The organism is Streptomyces sp. MGP-P1, from assembly GCF_057766565.1.
In genome coordinates this window covers 406,254-421,740 of sequence record NZ_JBYMEM010000005.1, presented here as the reverse complement: position 1 = coordinate 421,740, position 15,487 = coordinate 406,254, and the positions used below count along the sequence as shown (strand labels likewise).

Sequence of the window (15,487 nt, the reverse complement as noted above, 5' to 3'; positions counted from 1 at the left end):
TCCACTTGGGGACACATGCGTATTCGTGCCACCGTGGCCGCCGTTTCCGGCGCCCTGGCCCTTTCCGCTCTCGCAGTACCGGCCGTCCAGGCCGACGAGAAGCCCGAGGCGGGCTTCAGCGTGCCGTCCGGCGCTGACGTCTTCGCCGCCGAGCCCGGCGCGCCCGCCGCCGCCGCCCGCGCCGCCCGCGCAGTCGAGACGCCCGTCATCAAGAAGGTCGTCGTCAACGGCGGCAAGGACATCGTGGTGGGCACGAAGTCCAAGCAGAAGTTCACCGCCGCGATCACGGCCTCGTCGCCGTCCGGCATCGCCGACGCGTTCGCCTACCTGTGGCACGGTCACATCGACGAGGTCGACGGGATTCTCCTTCCCACGGAGCCGGTCGGCAAGTGCAAGGTCTCGGCCGACCCGACCACCTCCACCTGCACCGTCTCGTTCACGGTCGACCCGCGGTCCGACGACCTCTACACGAACAGCCTCGCCGGCACCTGGAAGGTCGGCGCCGGAGCGCTCGCGGCCACCGGCAGCGACGAGGACTTCATCTGGGACGACACCCAGACGAAGAGCCGCGTCCAGCGCTTCTCCAAGCTGACCGTCAACGCCTCCCCGGAGCCCGTGAAGAAGGGCAAGACCATCACGGTCACCGGCAAGCTGACCCGTGCCAACTGGGAGACCGGCACGTACAAGGGCTACACCGCGCAGCCCGTGAAGCTCCAGTTCAAGAAGAAGGGCGCCAAGAGCTACACGACGGTCAAGACCGTCAAGACGAGCTCCACCGGCACCCTGAAGACCACCGTCAAGGCCTCGGCCGACGGCACCTGGCGCTACAGCTTCGCCGGTACGTCCACCACCCCGGCCGTCTCGGCCAAGGGCGACTTCCTCGACGTGAAGTAGGACCGACAGGCGAAAGCCCCCGGGAGGACCACCGTCCTCCCGGGGGCTTTCCCGTGCCCACGCCTCCCGGGGGATGCCCGGGGCCCCCTACATCCCGAAGCGCCGCCCCACCCAGCGCCAGACGGACTCCAGCAGCGCGGCCGCCGCCACCGCGATGCCGACCGCCGTCCACGGCATGGTCGTGCCGACCAGCTTCAGCGCGAAGAAGTCCTGGAGCCACGGCACCACGAGCACGATCAGGAAGCCGAGCCCCATCGCCGCCACCAGGCCGACGCGCCACCAGGTGTACGGGCGGGCGATGATCGCCAGGACCCACATCGAGACCAGGAACAGCGTCAGCGTCGCCGCGCTCGTCTCGGCCGCCAGCGCGCCCTCGCCCCTGTAGTGGTTCCGCGCCACGAGGTACGTCGTGAAGGTGGCCGTCGCCGCGATGACGCCCGAGGGGATCGCGTACCGCATGACCCGGCGTACGAAGTGGGGCTGGGCCCGCTCCTTGTTGGGCGCGAGCGCCAGGAAGAAGGCCGGTACGCCGATGGTCAGCGTGGAGAGCAGGGTCAGGTGCCTCGGCAGGAACGGGTACTCCACCTGGGTGCAGACCACCAGGATCGCCAGCAGCACCGAGTAGACCGTCTTGGTGAGGAAGAGCGTCGCGACGCGGGTGATGTTGCCGATCACCCGGCGGCCCTCGGCGACCACCGAGGGCAGCGTCGCGAAGCTGTTGTTCAGCAGCACGATCTGCGCCACCGCCCGCGTCGCCTCCGAGCCCGAGCCCATCGAGACGCCGATGTCGGCGTCCTTGAGGGCGAGGACGTCGTTCACCCCGTCACCCGTCATCGCGACCGTGTGGCCGCGCGACTGGAGGGCGGCCACCATGTCCCGCTTCTGCTGCGGGGTGACCCGGCCGAAGACCGCGTTCTGTTCCATGGCCGTGGCCATCTCGTCCGGATCGGAGGGCAGCCTGCGGGCGTCCAGCGTGTTCTCCGCGCCCGCGAGGCCCAGCTTCCCGGCGACCGCGCCGACCGAGACCGCGTTGTCGCCGGAGATGACCTTGGTGGCCACGTTCTGGTCGGCGAAGTAGGCGAGCGTGTCGCCCGCGTCCGGCCGCAGCCGCTGCTCCAGGACGACCAGGGCGGTGGGGACGGCTCCGGCCGCCGCGCCGGGCGCGTTCAGCTCGCCCTCGGCGCGGGCCAGCAGCAGCACCCGCAGGCCCTGCTCGTTGAGGTGCTCGATCTCCGTGAGGGTCGCGTCGTCCTCGGAGAGCAGCACGTCGGGGGCGCCGAGCAGCCACGCGGAGGCCGTTCCGTCGGCCTCGGCGAACGCCGCGCCGCTGTACTTGCGCGCGGAGGAGAACGGCATCGCGTCGGTGACCGTCCAGGTCTCGGCGTCGCCGCCGGCGGCCGGGGGCGTGTTGCCTCCGGCCGAAGGGAGCGTGTTGCCTCCGGGGGCCGGAGGCGGGTCGCCGTCGGCCGTCGGGCGCGTGTCGCCGTCGGCCGAAGGGGGCGCGTCTCCGCCGCCCGCCGGGTACGCGTCGATGATGGCCTGGAGGCTGGCGTTGGGCCGCGGGTCCGAGGAGCCGAACGCCCGCAGCACCCGCGTCACGTACGCCTCGTCGCTCCCGTCGAGCGGCCGGACCTCCGTGACGTCCATGCCGCCCTCGGTGAGGGTCCCCGTCTTGTCCAGGCAGACCACGTCCACCCGGGCGAGGCCCTCGATCGCGGGCAGCTCCTGCACCAGGCACTGCTTGCGGCCCAGCCGTACGACGCCGATGGCGAAGGCGACGGAGGTGAGGAGGACCAGGCCCTCGGGGATCATCGGGACGATGCCGCCGACGGTCCGTGCGACGGAGTCCTTGAAGTTGTTGTCCTTCACGACCAGCTGGCTGATGATCAGCCCGATCGCGGTCGGCACCATCATCCAGGTGACGTACTTCAGGATCGTGCTGATGCCGCTGCGCAGCTCCGAGTGGACGAGCGTGAAGCGCGACGCCTCCTCGGCGAGCTGTGCGGCGTACGCCTCGCGGCCCACCTTCGTCGCGGTGAACGCGCCGCCGCCCGCGACGACGAAGCTGCCGGACATCACCGGGTCGCCGGCCTGCTTGACCACCGGATCGGCCTCCCCGGTGAGGAGCGACTCGTCGATCTCCAGGCTGTCGGCCTCGGCGACCGTGCCGTCCACGACCACCTTGTCCCCGGGGCCGAGCTCGATCAGGTCGCCGAGGACGATCTCGGAGGTGGAGATCTCGGCGGCGACCCCGTCGCGCCGCACGGTCGGCTTCGCCTCGCCGATCACCGCGAGGCTGTCCAGGGTCTTCTTGGCCCGCCACTCCTGGATGATGCCGATGCCGGTGTTGGCGACGATCACGAAGCCGAAGAGGCTGTCCTGGATCGGCGCGACGAACAGCATGATCACCCAGAGCACGCCGATGATCAGGTTGAACCGGGTGAGGACGTTGGCCCGGACGATCTCGGTGACCGAGCGCGAGGAACGTACGGGTACGTCGTTGACCTCGCCGCGCGCGACCCGTTCGGCGACCTCGGCGGTGCTCAGCCCGTCCGGTCGACGGGCGGGCGGTGGCTCCATGGGGTGCACGGGGTCGAGTTCCGCCCCCGCGTCGATCATGGCCGGCCGGGAGGTTCCGGGGGGCTGCTCCCCGGAGGAATCGAGTGCCCGCTGCGTCATGGCTTCGACGGTACGGGCGTGCGCGCCGGATCACCCACCGGAGGGTCGAAGATCCGACCGGGGGAGGACGAAGACGGTCCCGTGGTCGTACGGGGGTGGGCCGAGTGGATCAGGCGACCCGGACACGCGGTTCCGGTCAGGCGACCCGGTCACGTGGTTCCGGTCAGGCGACCCGGCACGCGGTTCCGGTCAGGCGGTTCCCGTCCGGTCGGCGCGGCCCGCCGGGGTGCCGCCCAGCGCGCTGTCCGTGGCCGCGGCCCCCGCGGCGTCCTTGGCCTCGACCTTGGCGGCGTGGCGCTTGAGGGCGGCTTCGCGCCCCCGGACGTACCAGATGCCGATCAGGCCGAGTCCGGCCCCGGCCAGCGGGGTCCACACCCACCAGGTGTGGCCCCGGTCGGCGAACCAGCCGTAGAAGGGGAGCTGGGCGAGGAAGAGGACGAGCCAGAGGATCGTGCCGCCGACGACGGTGGCGACGACGGGGCCCTCCAGGGGCTCGGGCGCCTCGTGCTTCGGTGTCCACTTCTCCATGAGTTCAGTGTATGGGGCCACCCGATCGGGGGGTGTACGGCCCGGGCCGGCCCAAGGGGCCACGCGGGTCTACGCGCGGAGATAGCGATCTTCGCTTGATGTATTCATACTGAATCTGCTTTGGGTTGGCTCGATTTGTTCGTCTGAACATCCAACTTCGATCACCTTGCCCGCCCCATCGCATCCACCCCTCTACGTACGACTGAGGTCACCCATGCCCCCCTCGGCCACCGCTCCGGTCGACTCCCCGCCCCCCGCGACGCCGCAGTCCCAGGGCAGCCTGGACCGGTTCTTCAAGATCTCCGAGCGGGGGTCGACCGTCGCGCGCGAGTTCCGCGGCGGGTTCGCCACGTTCTTCGCGATGGCGTACATCATCGTGCTCAACCCGATCATCCTGGGCAGCGCGAAGGACATGTACGGCAACCAGCTCGACAACGGACAGCTGGTCACCGCCACCGTGCTGTCCGCCGCGTTCTCCACCCTGCTGATGGGCGTCATCGGCAACGTGCCGATCGCGCTCGCCGCCGGTCTCGGCGTCAACACGGTCGTCGCGCTCCAGCTCGCTCCCCGGATGAGCTGGCCGGACGCGATGGGCATGGTCGTCCTCGCGGGCATCGTCGTGATGCTGCTGGTCGCCACCGGGCTGCGGGAACGCGTGATGAACGCCGTGCCGAAGTCGCTGCGCAAGGGCATCGCGATCGGTATCGGCCTCTTCATCCTGCTGATCGGCCTCGTCGACTCGGGCTTCGTCTCGCGCATGCCGGACGCCGCGCACACCACCGTGCCGCTCCAGCTCGGCGGCAGCGGCCACCTCGACGGCTGGCCGGTGCTCGTCTTCGTCCTCGGCGCGCTGCTCACGCTCGCGCTGATCGTCCGCAAGGTGCCCGGCGCGATCCTGATCTCGATCGTCGCCATGACGATCGTCGCCGTGGTCATCGACGCGGTGGCCGGAATGCCCGACGGGGCGTGGGGCCTGACGACGCCCGCGTGGCCGGGCAACCCGGTCTCGGCGCCGGACTTCGGGCTGCTCGGCGAGGTCAGTCTGTTCGGCGGCTTCGAGAAGGTCGGCGTCCTGACCGGCGTCCTGTTCGTCTTCACCGTGCTGCTGTCCTGCTTCTTCGACGCGATGGGCACCATTCTGGGCGTCGGCGACGAGGCGAAGCTGATGGACCAGGAAGGCAACTTCCCCGGCATCAACAAGGTGCTGTTCGTGGACGGCATCGCGGTCGCCGCGGGCGGCGGCAGCTCCTCCTCCGCCACCACGTGCTTCGTGGAGTCCACGGCGGGCGTCGGCGAAGGCGCCCGCACCGGACTGGCGAGCGTGGTGACCGGTCTGCTCTTCTCGGTGGCGCTGTTCCTCACACCGCTGGCGACCATGGTCCCGTCGCAGGCGGCCACTCCCGCCCTGCTGGCGGTCGGCTTTTTGATCATCGCGGGCTCGGTGCGGGACATCGACTGGAGCGACTACACGCTCGCGGTCCCGGCGTTCCTCGCGATGGTGATGATGCCGTTCACGTACTCGATCACCAACGGCATCGGCATCGGCTTCGTCGCCTTCTCCGTGCTGCGTCTGGCGGCCGGGCGCGGCCGTGAGGTGCCGGTGGCCATGTACGTGGTCTCGGCGGTGTTCGTCTTCTACTACGCGATGCCGGCGCTCGGCCTCACGTGATCGGGTTCTCCGTGACGCCGTCGGCCGGTGGCACGTGATCGGTTCTCCGTGACGCCGCCCGCCGGCCTCACGTGAGCGGTGGCGTCACGCTCCTGGAGTCGATCGGTGGCGTCGCGCTCCCCCGGGGTCGCCGTAGAACTTCTCCGTCTCCTCGACGGCCGTATGGAAGCGTTCGTCGAAGTCGTCGCGAATGAGCGTCCGGACCACATAGTCCTGGACGCTCATTCCGCGTTTCGCGGCGTGCTGCCGGAGCCGGTCGAGCAGCTCACCGTCTATCCGCAGGCTGAGCACTGTCGATCCCATGTCCAGCAGGGTCGCCGCCCCGGAGCGCTCCTTGCGTCACTTTCCGCTTCTCACTCACTCGTTCGGGTGATCGGTTTCTCGCGCGTGTACCACCAGGTGGTATTTAGATTGGGTAATGAGTTACGCTAACAAACATGCCTGACCTGATCCACGACGGCGACAGTGCCGCCGCCGTGAGCTCCCTTCGCTCCGCCGTGATGCTGCTGGGCCGTCGACTGAAGCACCAGCGTGTCGACGAGTCGCTGAGCCCCACCGAGATGTCGGTGCTCGGCACCCTTGCCCGTTGCGGCTCGGCCACCCCCGGTGAGCTGGCCCGCAAGGAGCACGTGCAGCCGCCGTCGATGACCCGCATCGTCGCGCTGCTGGAGGCGAAGGGTCTGGTCAGGCTGGAACCGCACCCCGATGACCGTCGGCAGAAGAGGGTCAGCCAGACCGAGCAGGCCGAGGCCATGCTCGCGGAGAGCCGCACCAAGCGGAACGCCTGGCTGTCCCACCTCGCCGAGGGCCTGGACGAGGACGAGTGGGAGACGCTTCGGGCCGCCGCGCCCGTGTTGGAGAAGCTCGCCCACCTGTGACCCCGCGGGCGCGCCGACGGTGATCCGCCGCCGGACCGGAAGCATGAACCGGTCCGGTCCGGATCACCGCCGGAGCGCCCGTCGTCACGTCCTCGTCGGACCGAACGCCGCAGACGCCCGAGGAGGCGAACCCTTTTGAGTACGGGATCCGGAGCAGACTCCGCCCCCGCACCGACTTCCACCCACGAGAGCAAGACCGGCGGGACCTTCTCGTCGCTGAAGATCCGTAACTACCGCCTGTTCGCCACGGGCGCCGTGATCTCCAACACCGGTACCTGGATGTCCCGCATCACGCAGGACTGGCTCGTGCTGAGCCTGACGGGTTCCGCGACGGCCGTGGGCATCACCACGGCCCTCCAGTTCCTTCCCATGCTCCTCTTCGGCCTGTACGGCGGCGTCATAGCCGACCGCCTGCCGAAGCGGCAGATACTGCTCGTCAGCCAGGCCCTGCTCGGCCTGTGCGGCATCGCGCTGGCCGTCCTGACCCTGTCCGGTGTCGTGGAGGTCTGGCACGTCTATCTGGTCGCCTTCCTCCTCGGCATGGTGACCGTCGTCGACAACCCGGCCCGTCAGTCGTTCGTCTCCGAGATGGTCGGCCCCGCGCAACTGCGCAACGCGGTCAGCCTGAACTCGGCGAACTTCCAGTCCGCCCGGCTCATCGGCCCCGCCGTCGCGGGCGTCCTGATCACCACGGTCGGCAGCGGCTGGGCCTTCCTGCTCAACGGCCTCTCCTTCCTGGCCCCGCTCGTCGGCCTGCTGATGATGCGCACCGACGAGATGCACGCGTCGGTGACCGTCCCCCGCGCCAAGGGCCAGCTCCGCGAGGGCCTGCGCTACGTGAAGGGACGCCCCGAGCTGATCTGGCCGATCGTCCTGGTCGGCTTCGTCGGCACGTTCGGCTTCAACTTCCCGATCTGGCTGACCGCCTACGCCGACGAGATCTTCGACGGCGGCGCGGGCCTGTACTCGTTCTTCAACATCCTGATGGCGGCCGGTTCGCTGGTCGGCGCGCTGCTCTCGGCCCGCCGCCGCTCCACGCGGCTGCGGATGCTGGTGATCGCGGGCACGGCGTTCGGGCTGCTGGAGATCGCCGCCTCGCTGTCCCCGTCGGTCTGGCTGTTCTCGATCCTGCTGGTCCCGATCGGCATGCTCGGCCTGACCACGAACATCACCGCGAACACGAGCGTCCAGATGGCCGCCGACCCGGAGATGCGGGGCCGGGTGATGAGCCTGTACATGATGGTCTTCGCCGGGGGTACGCCGGTGGGCGCCCCGATCGTCGGCTGGATCAGCGACACGTACGGCGCTCGCACCGGCTTCGCGGCAGGTGGCGCGATCTCGGTGATCGCCGCCCTGGGCGTCGGCTTCGCCCTCGCCCGCGTCGGCGGCCTCCGCCTGAAGGTCGACCTCCGCCCGGGCCGCCCGCACGTCCGCTTCGTCCCGCGCGAGCAGCTGGCGACGGCGGCGTGACCCGCACGGAACCGCCCTCCTCCCGGACCGGGAGGAGGGCGGTTCCGTATGCCCGGACGGGGTCGGTCGCGGGTTCAGTCGCGGGGGAAGGCGTCGGTCGCGAGGACGAGGCCGACGACGGTCGAGGTGAGGTCGACAGGGGTGCCGAAGTCCAGACTCAGGACACTGCGGTACTCGTCCTCCTTCGGGAGGGTGTGCAGGTGCCAGGTGCCGGTGTACGGATCGACGATGAGATAGATGGGGACACCGGCGAGCGCGTAGGTGGCCTTCTTGGAGCCGTAGTCGTTGGCGGCGGTGCTCCTGGAGATCACCTCGGCGACGAACTCGACGTCCTGGTAGCGCCAGCGGCCGTCGGCGGTCTTGGCGGCGTCCTGCGTGACAGCCGCGACATCGGGGGCGAAGCCGTTGAGAAGGCCGGGGAAGTCGATGCGCACGTCGGTCTTCAGCTGCCGGCGTCCGTAAGTGGTGCGCAACTGCTCCAGGATGTCGAAGGTGATCTCCCAGTGTGTGTCCCGCTGCGGCGACATGTGAACGGTCCCCTCGACGATCTCGACCTTGAATCCCTCGGGGACGGGCTCAAGCCACTCGAACATCATGTCCAGGGTGCGCTCGTCGCTGATGTCGGCCATGTCGATCCTGTCGGTGTCTACGACGGTCATCGTGCCGCTCCTCCCCGCTGCCGCACGGGCGTGCGGGCAGCCGCGTAGGACAACGATAGGCCCGGCGCCCCGGACCGCCCGGACCTGCGAGACTCGCGCGCATGAGCAGCCACCGCTCCGGCACTCCGCCCACCCAGCGCCTCTTCGCCGCCCTCCTGCCGCCCGCCGGGGCCGTCGCCGGACTCCGGGCCGCGCTCGCCCCGTTGCACGCACTGCCCGGCGCGGGGGACCTGCGGTGGACGGGACCCGAGTACTGGCACTACACCCTGGCGTTCTACGGCGAGGTCCCCGAGGACGTCCTGCCGGAGCTGTACGCGCGCCTGGAGCGGGCCGCCCACCGCACCGAGCCCTTTCCGCTCCGCGTGCACGGGGCGGGGCACTTCGGCGGGCGGGCCCTGTGGGCCGGGGCGGCGGGCGGGCTCGACACGCTGCGGCTGCTCGCCGAGCGCGCCGGCGCCGCCGCCCGGCGGGCCGGGCTGCCGATGGAGGAGCACCGCCGCTACGCCCCGCACCTCACGCTGGCCCGGAGCCGGGGCGAGGCGGACCTGAGGCCCTTCACCGCGGCGCTGGCGGGGTTCGAGGGGGAACGCTGGGAGGCGGGTGAGCTGAGTCTCGTACGGAGTGATCCGCCGGTGTCCGGGGTGCCGGGGGAGCGGCCGCGCTACGAGACGGTGCGGGCCTGGGCGCTCGGCGGGTGAGCGGTGCCGTTACGCTCGAAGGGTGGACCCGAAGACCAGAAACCGCATCATGGCGGCCGTGCTCGTGCTGATGTTCGTCGTCGTCGCCGTGGGGGCCGCCCTGGGCGGCTGACACCGGCGGACCGCCGGGAGGCCGTGCCCGTCCGGCGTGTCCGGGGCACAGGCTTGCCTGGAGTGGACTCGAAGGAGTTGGCTGGGGCGTCATGAAGTACACACAGCTCGGACGCACGGGACTCAAGGTCAGCCGGCTCGTCCTCGGGACGATGAACTTCGGCCCGCAGACCAACGAGTCGGACAGTCACGCCATCATGGACTCCGCGCTCGGCGCGGGCCTGAACTTCTTCGACACGGCCAACGTCTACGGCTGGGGCGAGAACAAGGGCCGTACCGAGGAGATCATCGGCACCTGGTTCGCGCAGGGCGGCGGCCGGCGCGACAAGGTGGTCCTGGCCACCAAGATGTACGGGAACATGGCCGCCGGCGGCGACGCCTGGCCGAACCACGACAAGCTCTCCGCCGTGAACATCCGGCGCGCGGTCGACGCCTCGCTCAAGCGCCTCCAGACCGACCACATCGACCTGTACCAGTTCCACCACGTCGACCGCGACACGCCCTTCGACGAGATCTGGCAGGCGATCGACGTCCTGGTCCAGCAGGGCAAGATCCTGTACGCCGGTTCCTCGAACTTCCCCGGCTACAAGATCGCCCAGGCCAACGAGCAGGCCGCCCGACGGGGTTCGCTCGGCCTGGTCAGCGAGCAGTGCATCTACAACCTCGCCGAGCGCCGCGCCGAGATGGAGGTCATCCCCGCCGCGCAGGACTACGGCCTCGGTGTCATCCCGTGGTCGCCGCTCCACGGCGGCCTGCTGGGCGGCGTCATCAGGAAGACGACCGAGGGCGGCCGCCGCGCCTCGGGCCGCGCCGCCGACGCCCTGGCCGACCCCGCCACCCGGTCCCAGCTCCAGGCGTACGAGGACCTGCTCGACAAGCACGGCCTGGAACCCGGCGAAGCGGCCCTGGCCTGGCTGCTGACCCGCCCCGGCATCACGGGCCCGATCGTCGGCCCCCGCACCGCCGACCAGCTGGACAGCGCCCTGCGCGCCCTGGAACTGGACCTCCCGGAGGCCGTGCTCACGGGCCTGGACGAAATCTTCCCGGGCCCGGGGCCTTCGCCGGAGGCCTTCGCCTGGTAGGGGCGTGAACGGGGAGAAGGGGGTCTCCCGGCACAGTGCCGGGTGACCCCCGCTTCTTCCGTCGGCGGCCGGACTCGTTCGCCGGCGTCTCTCAGAACGGCATGTGGCCGCGGGTGCGTCGGCCGGCCGAGCCGCTCCGGCTCACGGCCTTGGAGCTGCTGCGGAACGGCTTGCTGAAGATGCGGCCCAGGACACCGGGCGCCTTGCTGCCCGCGCGAGAGCCCAGGCCGAGCGTGCGCTGCGTACCGCGCTCCGGACGGCGGGAGAGCCGCGGAACGAAGAAGGCGAGTACGGCGAGAACGACACAGACTGCGACAATCCCTACGACGATCATGGCAACTCCTTTTCACGTGCTGTTGTTCGCGGGTGGTGTCTGCGCCGTATGCCCCGCCGGCGGGGTTCGAACCCGGCGCCACGTCGACCGGCGCCCTCGGGCGGTGCCGGTCGCGTCCTTCCCCGCGAGGCCGCAGAACGGTCTGACGAGGAGATACCCGGGCAGGAGAAGCGGGGCCGCCGGGGGAGCCGGGCTTCTGCCCGGGGGCCGACCAGCGCCGAGGCCGTGACAACGGCCCGGCGGAAGCCGACGAAAGGACGCACCGATGTCTCCGGTGACCGACCAGTGGGACGAAGTTCTCCGCACGCATCTGGCTCTCGGCGAGGAGAGATCACCGGTCCTGGCCGCCGCGGCGTTCTCGGCCGGGGCGGGGTTCTTCGCCGTCGCGGGGCGCGCCGGTGCGGACGGGTGGCCGTACTTCCGGTCGATGGCGCATGGCGCGGGGGCCGGCGGCACGGGTCCGGAGCGCGGGGCGCCGGACGACGTCGAGGCCCTGTGCACGGTGTGCGAGGAGGCCGTCCACCCCCGTGGCCTGTGGATCGCGGGCGTGCCCTGGCAGCGCGAGAGCCGGGAGCTGGTCTCCGACGCCGTCACCGGGCGTGACCTGGAGCTCGCGCTGCTGCGCGAGGGCGACCGCGCCATGTGGGTCGTCCGGACGGAGCAGGGCGTCTGCGCGTTCGTGCTGGTCGACGGGGACAGCGAGGCGCACCTCTCCGAGGCCCGGTCACTGACGCTGGAATTCGACTCCTTCATGGTCGGTCAGGGTTACTGATCCCGCGCGCCGTGCCGGGTGCCGTACGCCTCCGGCTCCGGGTGCTCGTCCACCAGCTCGGGTTCGAGGCCTTCCGACGCGTCCGTGCGACGGCGGCCGGCGTCGATCCGCCAGGCATCGAAGGCCCAGCCGGTCAGGACGACGACCGCGCCTCCCAACAGCCATCCGCCGATGACGTCGCTGAACCAGTGCACGCCGAGCGCGATCCGGGTGAAGCCGACGCCCAGGACGGAGATCCCCGCCGCTCCCCAGCACAGCCCCCGCCACCTGCGTGGCACCAGCGGCAGCAGCACCAGCAGGAGTACGGCGCACGAGGTGGCGGCCGTCATCGCGTGGCCCGAGGGGAACGAGTAGCCGGGCGCGCGGGCCACCGGGTCCTGGAGCGAGGGCCTGGCCCGCTCCACCACGACCTTGGCGAGCACCCCGATCAGCGCGCCGCCGATCGCGGTGGTCGCGGCCCACGCCGCCAGCCGCCACGCCCGCCGGTACAGCAGCCACACCGTGAGCAGGGCGACGGCCGTGCGCAGCGTGGCGGGGTCCCAGACCCAGTCCGACAGGATGCGCAGCGTGGCCGTCCACCCCGGGTGGTCCAGGGCCACCTCGTGCAGTCGGCGGGCCGCACCGGCGTCCAGGCGCTGAAGGGGAGGCCACGTTCCCTCGACGAGGATCACGAGCAGCGCGAACGGCACCGCCGCGACCGCGCCCGCCCCGACCGCCGCCAGCAGGCGTACACCGAGGCGGCGGTCCGCACGGCGGGTCCGGTCCTGCTCGGCCCGGGGCCCCGCGCCGTGCGGCTCCGGAGCGGGGGGTCGGGAAAGAGATCGTGGCACGTCATGCTCCGGGGTCGGCGGTGACCGGTCCGGGCCTGCGGGCCCGGACGGCCTCCAGCTGGGCGGCGAAGGACAGCCCGACGAAGAGGGCTATGGAGGTGAGATAGGCCCACAGGAGCAGCGACATGAACGCGCTGAGGGGCCCGTAGACGGTGTCGAAGGAGCCGCTGATGCCGAGGTAGAGGCTCAGGAGCCAGGTCAGCGCCGTCCAGAGGGCGAGGTAGACGGCGGCCCCGAACGCCAGCCAGGTGTAACCGGGCTGGCGACGGCGCGGTGAGCGGCGGAAGATCGCGCTCGCCGAGATCAGCGCGAGCAGGAAACCCAGCGGCCAACGCAGCAGGGTCAACGTCTCCCGGGATGTCTCGCCCAGGCCGTACACGGAGGCCGCGGCGGCGACGAGCTCTCCGCCGGCCACCATCATGACGGACCCGATACCGAGGGGGATGCCGGCGCTCAGGGCCATCACCAGCCCGCGCAGGTACTTGTGGTGGAAGACGCGGTCCCGCTCCACCCCGTAGATCCGGTTGGCCCCCCGCTCGATCTGGCACATGGCGGTGGTGACGTTGGCGAGGGAGAAGGCCAGCCCCAGCCAGAGGGCGACCTCGGGTCCGTCGCCGTCGCTCCGCCGGTGGCGGTTGAGGGCGTCGTCCACCACCTGGGCGCTCGGGCCCTCGCTGATGCCGCGGATCGTGAGCTCGGCGAGCCTGCCCACGCTCTCGGTGTGCAGCTCGGCCGACAGGCCGACGAAGGCGATCACCAGCGGGACGATCGCCAGGATCGTCTGCAGGGCCAGCGCGCGGGCGTGGCTGAAGCCGTCGGCGTAGCGGAAGCGTACGAAGGCGTCGCGCACCAGCGGCCAGCGGCCGTACCGGCGCAGGGCCGCGAGCGCCTCGTCGCCGGACAGCTCGTCCCCGCTCATGTCGCGGGTCACCGGGACCCGGGTCGCCGTCCCCATCACCGCTCCCGGGCGGGAAGCAGGACGGTGAGGGCGCCGGGCCTGACCTCGGCGGCGAGGCGCAGGCCGGGTCCCACCGGGTCCCCGTCGACCTCGCGCGGCTGTGGCCGGGTGAAGCGCAGTTCGGCGCGGCGGAAGGTGTGGAACTCGACGGCGCCCCGGGCGGAGTCTGCGGCGCGGGAGGTCCCGGCCGTCCGCCGACCGCCCGCCCTCGGGTCCGTACCGTTCGCGCCGGGCTCCTTCGCGTCCCGGCCCCCTCCGCTGCCGCGCAGCAGCACCCCGGCCGTGCGCAGCCAGCCGCCCGCGCCCCGGGGGTCGAAGACCGCGAGGTCCAGCGTGCCGTCGTCGGGCCTGGCGGCGGGCACCGGTGCCGCACCCCCCTGGACCGTCCCGATGTTGGCGATGAGGACCATACGGGCGGTGCGGTGCAGCTCCGGGCCGCCGTCCAGGCGGACGGTCAGCCGCATCCGGGGAGCGCGCAGCCCCTTGACCCCGGCCAGCACGTACGCGGGCCAGCCCAGGGCCGACTTGGCGCGGTCGGAGGTCTCCTCCAGCATGGCCGCGTCCAGTCCGGCCCCGGCCATCGCCGTGAAGTGGACGGCAGGGAACCCGTCCCCCTCGATCCGGCCGAGATCCAGGGCGCGGGGCTCGCCGGTCAGACCGGCCGCCAGCGCGTCGGCGGGGCGCAGCGGCAGTCCGAGGTTGCGGGCCAGCAGATTGCCGGTGCCGCACGGTACGAGGACCAGCGGGACGCCGGTGCCGGCGAGCGCGTCCGCGACCGCGCGGACCGTGCCGTCGCCACCGCAGACGACGATCAACTCGGCCCCCGCGCGCAGGGCCCCGGCCGTCTGGCCGCCGCCGGGGTCCAGCGCGGTGGTGTCGATGAACGGGGTGTCGTGGTACCCGTGCTGGGCCAGCACCAGCCGGAGCCGGTCACGGGTCGCGGCGTCGGTCACCGTCGGGTTGACGATGACGGCGGCGTGCTTCCGCACGGGGGCGGGCCGGCGTTCGGCGGCGGCCACGGCGATGTCCATCGCGTCGGCCGGGGGCCGCGCCGTCCAGGAGTGCCCGGCGAGCGCGGCCCGGCCCACGACGAGCAGCGACAGCGAGCCGTTCATCAGCCCCGCGACCACGTCGGTCGGGTGGTGCATGCCGCGGTAGAGCCGTGCCAGCCCCACGAGGAGCGGAACGAGCATCAGGAGAGCGGCCAGGGGCGCCCGCCACGGGGAGCGGACCCGGGACAGGACCAGGACGGCGAGGCCGGCGTAGAGGGCGGTGGCGGCCCCGGTGTGCCCCGAGGTGTAGCTGGAGGTCGGCGGTGAGTCGTCCAGGCGCTCCACGTCCGGGCGCGTCCGGTCCACGGATGCGGTGATCAGCAGGAAGACCGCCGACTGGAGGGAGACCGCGGCGGCGAGGAAGACCGCCTCGCGCCACAGGGGCAGCCGCGGCACCAGGATCAGGGCGGCGCACGCCAGCAAGGTGAGGCCGATCACCGTGCCGGTGTCCCCCAGGGCGGAGACGATCGTGGAGGCCGTGGTGAGCGTGGCGGTGCGTGCGCCTACGAGGGCCTCGGCGACGGTGTCCTCCGCGGTCATCGGCCACAGCTCACGGGCCGGTCCGGTGATCAGCAGGCCGACCCCTGCAACGAGGGCCGCCTGGCAGACCGCGAAGGCGGCGACCCGGGCCGCGGCCCGGGCGGTGCCGCTGGAGAGGGCGGGGGAGCGGCCGGGGCGCCGAGGGGCGGGTGCCCGTCGGCCGCCGGTCTCTCTCGCCGGAACGGTGGTCTCCATCTGGTCCCCCACGTCTGCTCCGCCGTGCGGCGGTTGTGCCGGAGCCGTTTCTCCGGGCGCTACGCCGTATGCCCTGCCGTGGGCGGGTCAGGCCTGCGGCCCCGCGGCCGTCGTGGGTCAGGTGCCGGTCGGCAGGTT

At 71.8% G+C, this 15,487-nt stretch carries 15 protein-coding genes; 7 read left to right on the top strand and 8 right to left on the bottom strand.

Annotated elements, in window-relative coordinates; translation table 11 throughout:
- Window positions 1-15: 15 nt before the first annotated feature.
- Entirely contained in the window at window positions 16-894 is an 879-nt protein-coding gene (locus AC3CH1_RS11320) for a calcium-binding protein (protein WP_488462774.1), read from the top strand.
- Between the two features lie 87 nt (window positions 895-981).
- Here the strand turns inward: AC3CH1_RS11320 and AC3CH1_RS11315 are convergent, their stop codons facing one another.
- Together AC3CH1_RS11315 and AC3CH1_RS11310 are read right to left on the bottom strand one after the other, a co-directional pair.
- Window positions 982-3,573 (bottom strand): HAD-IC family P-type ATPase, encoded by a 2,592-nt coding sequence (locus tag AC3CH1_RS11315; protein WP_488462773.1) that lies wholly within the window; start codon window positions 3,571-3,573, stop codon window positions 982-984.
- Window positions 3,574-3,762: 189 nt separating this feature from the next.
- Window positions 3,763-4,101 (bottom strand): DUF2530 domain-containing protein, encoded by a 339-nt coding sequence (locus AC3CH1_RS11310; protein ID WP_488462772.1) that lies wholly within the window; start codon window positions 4,099-4,101, stop codon window positions 3,763-3,765.
- Between the two features lie 214 nt (window positions 4,102-4,315).
- Here AC3CH1_RS11310 and AC3CH1_RS11305 point away from each other — a divergent pair, with 214 nt between their 5' ends.
- A complete protein-coding gene (locus AC3CH1_RS11305) occupies window positions 4,316-5,770 on the top strand; it encodes an NCS2 family permease (RefSeq protein WP_488462771.1) in 1,455 nt (484 codons plus the stop codon).
- An 84-nt stretch (window positions 5,771-5,854) separates the two neighbouring features.
- Here AC3CH1_RS11305 and AC3CH1_RS11300 read toward each other — a convergent pair whose 3' ends face one another.
- Window positions 5,855-6,073, bottom strand: a complete 219-nt coding sequence (locus tag AC3CH1_RS11300; RefSeq protein ID WP_488462770.1) for a hypothetical protein — start codon at window positions 6,071-6,073, stop codon at window positions 5,855-5,857.
- 134 nt (window positions 6,074-6,207) lie between these two features.
- Between AC3CH1_RS11300 and AC3CH1_RS11295 the strand changes: the two genes are divergently transcribed.
- Together AC3CH1_RS11295 and AC3CH1_RS11290 are read left to right on the top strand one after the other, a co-directional pair.
- Window positions 6,208-6,648 carry a MarR family winged helix-turn-helix transcriptional regulator gene (locus tag AC3CH1_RS11295; protein WP_007452526.1) on the top strand — a complete coding sequence of 147 codons (441 nt, stop codon included), beginning with the start codon at window positions 6,208-6,210 and terminating at the stop codon, window positions 6,646-6,648.
- Between the two features lie 135 nt (window positions 6,649-6,783).
- Window positions 6,784-8,118, top strand: a complete 1,335-nt coding sequence (locus tag AC3CH1_RS11290) for an MFS transporter (protein WP_488462769.1) — start codon at window positions 6,784-6,786, stop codon at window positions 8,116-8,118.
- A gap of 74 nt (window positions 8,119-8,192) precedes the next feature.
- Here AC3CH1_RS11290 and AC3CH1_RS11285 read toward each other — a convergent pair whose 3' ends face one another.
- Complete coding sequence (locus tag AC3CH1_RS11285; protein ID WP_488462768.1) at window positions 8,193-8,777, bottom strand: Uma2 family endonuclease; 585 nt, start codon at window positions 8,775-8,777, stop codon at window positions 8,193-8,195.
- 101 nt (window positions 8,778-8,878) lie between these two features.
- Here AC3CH1_RS11285 and thpR point away from each other — a divergent pair, with 101 nt between their 5' ends.
- Complete coding sequence (gene thpR, locus AC3CH1_RS11280) at window positions 8,879-9,475, top strand: RNA 2',3'-cyclic phosphodiesterase (protein WP_488462767.1); 597 nt, start codon at window positions 8,879-8,881, stop codon at window positions 9,473-9,475.
- Between the two features lie 203 nt (window positions 9,476-9,678).
- On the top strand, window positions 9,679-10,668 hold the full coding sequence (locus tag AC3CH1_RS11275; protein ID WP_488462766.1) for an aldo/keto reductase: 990 nt from the start codon (window positions 9,679-9,681) through the stop codon (window positions 10,666-10,668).
- Between the two features lie 91 nt (window positions 10,669-10,759).
- On the opposite strand, the gene AC3CH1_RS11270 is transcribed toward AC3CH1_RS11275, so the two are convergent.
- Window positions 10,760-11,002: a DUF6411 family protein gene (locus tag AC3CH1_RS11270; protein ID WP_488462765.1), complete on the bottom strand. Its 243-nt coding sequence runs from the start codon at window positions 11,000-11,002 to the stop codon at window positions 10,760-10,762.
- A gap of 265 nt (window positions 11,003-11,267) precedes the next feature.
- Between AC3CH1_RS11270 and AC3CH1_RS11265 the strand changes: the two genes are divergently transcribed.
- Window positions 11,268-11,774, top strand: a complete 507-nt coding sequence (locus AC3CH1_RS11265) for a hypothetical protein (RefSeq protein ID WP_488462764.1) — start codon at window positions 11,268-11,270, stop codon at window positions 11,772-11,774.
- On the opposite strand, the gene AC3CH1_RS11260 is transcribed toward AC3CH1_RS11265, so the two are convergent.
- From AC3CH1_RS11260 to AC3CH1_RS11250, 3 genes are read right to left on the bottom strand one after another with little or no spacing between them, the layout of a single operon-like run.
- Entirely contained in the window at window positions 11,768-12,604 is an 837-nt protein-coding gene (locus AC3CH1_RS11260; protein WP_488462763.1) for a phosphatase PAP2 family protein, read from the bottom strand. The two genes, AC3CH1_RS11265 and AC3CH1_RS11260, sit on opposite strands and share 7 nt — an antisense overlap.
- A gap of 1 nt (window position 12,605) precedes the next feature.
- Window positions 12,606-13,559: a YihY/virulence factor BrkB family protein gene (locus AC3CH1_RS11255; RefSeq protein ID WP_488462762.1), complete on the bottom strand. Its 954-nt coding sequence runs from the start codon at window positions 13,557-13,559 to the stop codon at window positions 12,606-12,608.
- The gene (locus tag AC3CH1_RS11250) at window positions 13,559-15,349 is read right to left on the bottom strand and encodes a bifunctional phosphatase PAP2/diacylglycerol kinase family protein (RefSeq protein ID WP_488463475.1); all 1,791 of its coding nucleotides are present in this window, start codon (window positions 15,347-15,349) and stop codon (window positions 13,559-13,561) included. The genes AC3CH1_RS11255 and AC3CH1_RS11250 overlap by 1 nt, the downstream gene beginning before the upstream one ends.
- Window positions 15,350-15,487: the final 138 nt, after the last annotated feature.